The organism is Vicinamibacteria bacterium (genome assembly GCA_035620555.1).
In the GTDB taxonomy this organism is placed as follows: Bacteria; Acidobacteriota; Vicinamibacteria; order Marinacidobacterales; family SMYC01; genus DASPGQ01.
On sequence record DASPGQ010000290.1, the window covers coordinates 1 to 2,786 of the forward strand.

Consider the following 2,786-nt stretch of genomic DNA (forward strand, 5'->3'; position numbering starts at 1 on the left):
GTATCTATCAATGAATCGATGTTTGGGCCGGAGGAGCTCGAGGTTGAGAGTTCTTATCTCGGTGGTCGAGGATCCCGTGAATGACCTCGTGTTCGGTGATGAGGGCGAGGACTTTCATCTCGGCTCCACATCGATCGCAGGTCAGGGGACCCACCTCGTAGACTCGGTAGATGAGCTCTCGCCATCGTTTGTTCGCGGCACGTCGAGTGGTGGTGGTGGTGGTCGTGGTAGTCGGGTTGACTTGCCCCTGCTCTTCGTGACGAATGGGCTCTCGGTAGATTCGCCGCACACGATTGGCGTAGGCGCCATGAAAATGGACGAGATGTTTGTTGGGCTCAGGAATCGTCTCCATCGGACTCCTTCGAAGGAATCAGATGTTGCGGGTCTTCTTCGAAGAGCCGCTCACGGCAAAAAGGTCTGTATGACGGCCACCATGCCCGGCCTTGCGTCTGTCGCATCCACTTCCACGGCGGCGAGCATCATCTCGTGGACGGTCTCGTAGGCAAGTCGCGCCAAATCACCGAGTAGCTCTCGATGGTAGAGGGAATAGGGCCGAAGCATTTTTGGCAGGGAAAAGACCCATTGGGCGTGTGGCACATCGGCGAGAATCTGACTCTTGAGTAGCTCGGAGAAGATGGCCGCTCGCTTCGCCCCGCACGAAGGACACAATCCCCGCCCCTTGCAGGAAAAAGCGACCAGGAACTCGTTGGGACACTGGGTGCAGCGGACGCGGGCGAAACCCGCCGCCTCCGCGAGGCTACGGCGAGCCTGGCCGAAGCTCGAAGAGCGAAGGCCGGATTCGAAAAGGCCGCAGTCATAATATCTGGCGACGGCCGTGTCGTAGTATCCCCGCCAGAAGCCGTATCGCCGTTCGAAGCGCTCTTCCCAATTACCCTTGACGGTGTCGTAGTGAGCATCGAGGAGTTGATAGAGGGGAGTGGCGCGTGGGTTTCTCTGGCGGTAACGGTATGGAGCTGAGCAGACGTCGACCCCGGCCGTGAAGGCTTGCGTGAGCGCCATGACGCCCATGGCGGATCAGGACGTAATCGAGCACGGGAACCCTCCCTCGTGGCTCGGGAAAAGTGAGGCTTACGTGAGCATCTCTTGTCGGCGGTCTCCAAGTCGTGGAACACGAGACTCTTTCCGTCTCGGGTCCAAGCGCCTGAGACCGGAGTTCGCCCGGCAAACAGAACCTTTGGCTCGGCGCTTCCGTCCGCCGGCACGACCGACATGTGTCCGGCGAGGCCTCCCACCAAGGGAAGACTCCCCCCATCGGCACACCATGCTCCGTGACGCACGCTTCGGTGCTGTCAGGGGCCGGTGGTAGAATCGCCCACCTCGGAGAACCATGTCACTGGCAGCAGGGGCGAAACTCGCGCACTACGAGATCGTGTCATCCATCGGTCGAGGCGGCATGGGCGAGGTTTACCGCGCACGCGATACCAAGCTCGGACGCGACGTCGCCATCAAGGTTCTCCCCGAAGAGCTCGCGGGCGACCCGGAACGCGTCGCGCGTTTCGAGAGAGAAGCCAAGCTCCTCGCCTCGTTGAATCATCCGAACATCGCGAGCATTTACGGATTCGAAGACGGGGACGACGTGAAGGCCCTGGCCCTCGAGCTCGTCGAAGGGCCGACGCTCGCGGAGCGTATCGCCGAAGGTCCGCTCCCGGTCGAGGAAGTCGTCACGCTCGCGGACCAGGTGGCGAAAGCGCTCGTGGCCGGTCACGAAGCCGGCGTCATCCATCGCGACCTGAAGCCCGCGAACATCAAGCTCAAGGAAGACGGCACCGTCAAAGTGCTCGACTACGGTCTCGCCAAGGCGATCGAGGGCGAGCGGTCGCGCCGGTCGGACTCCGAGCTGTCCCAGTCGCCCACCATCACGCGACAGGGAACCGAGATGGGCGTGATCCTGGGGACCGCCCCCTACATGAGCCCGGAGCAAGCGAAGGGTAAGCCCGTCGATCGCCGCACCGACGTATGGGCGTTTGGCGCCGTCGTTTACGAGATGCTCACGGGGCATCGGGCTTTCCCCGGCCAGGATGTGTCCGAGACCCTCGCGTGGGTATTGGCGAAAGAGCCGGCCTGGGAGGACTTGCCGCGGGAGACACCGCCCGCTCTTCGTCAGGTGCTGCGCCTCTGTCTGACGAAGGATGCGAACCTGCGCGTGCGGGACATGGCGGATGTGCGGCTCGCGATCTCGGGTGCTTTCGGGACGTCCCCAGTCGATCAAGTCGACGCCCATGCTACGCCCCGCGCCCGTGCTCTCCCCGCCGCGGGGGTCGCCGCGATCGCCGGCGCGGTCATCGCCGCTTTGACGCTGACGTGGGGAGATCGCACGGCCACGGCTCCGGCCGGACCGACGACACGCTCCTCGGTCATGGTTCCCGAGACCCGAGCGATTCCCGACCGCATGTGCTTTCCCTGCCGAATCCTCGCCATCTCCCCGGACGGTATGGAGATCGCGTACACGGGGGTCAACCCGGATCTGCCGCCCGGTGAACGGGACGCGCAGTTCCAACTTCAGCTCCGTTCTCTGACCACGCTCGACGTGCGCGATCTCCCCGGGACGTCGGGGGCGACCCAGCCGTTCTTCTCGCCCGACGGGAAGTGGATCGCGTTCTTCACCGGGACGGGTGAGCTCGCGAAGATCTCGCTTGCGGGCGGAAACCCCATCACGCTGGTGGAGGAGCTGGAAGGCAGCCGGTGGGGCTCCGGCGTCTGGATGCAGGACGGCACGATCGTTTTCGCCACGAGTCCCACGAGTATTTCGGCCCTCGCGAGCGTTT

Annotated in this window: 3 protein-coding genes; 1 reads left to right on the forward strand and 2 read right to left on the reverse strand. The window is 63.5% G+C overall.

Features of this window, described 5'->3' with window-relative positions:
* Window positions 1-7 precede the first annotated feature (7 nt).
* On the reverse strand, window positions 8-352 hold the full coding sequence (locus VEK15_11865) for a hypothetical protein (GenBank protein ID HXV61385.1): 345 nt from the start codon (window positions 350-352) through the stop codon (window positions 8-10).
* 50 nt (window positions 353-402) lie between these two features.
* Window positions 403-1,020 carry a transposase zinc-binding domain-containing protein gene (locus VEK15_11870; GenBank protein HXV61386.1) on the reverse strand — a complete coding sequence of 206 codons (618 nt, stop codon included), beginning with the start codon at window positions 1,018-1,020 and terminating at the stop codon, window positions 403-405.
* A 328-nt stretch (window positions 1,021-1,348) separates the two neighbouring features.
* On the opposite strand from VEK15_11870, the gene VEK15_11875 reads away from it, so the two are divergent.
* On the forward strand, window positions 1,349-2,786 hold a 1,438-nt coding region (locus tag VEK15_11875; protein ID HXV61387.1), incomplete at its 3' end, for a protein kinase.

Coding starts and splice junctions, on each gene's coding strand:
- VEK15_11865 (HXV61385.1), bottom strand. CDS start 352: ATGGAGACGATTCCTGAGCCCAACAAACATCTCGTCCATTTTCATGGC.
- VEK15_11870 (HXV61386.1), bottom strand. CDS start 1,020: ATGGCGCTCACGCAAGCCTTCACGGCCGGGGTCGACGTCTGCTCAGCT.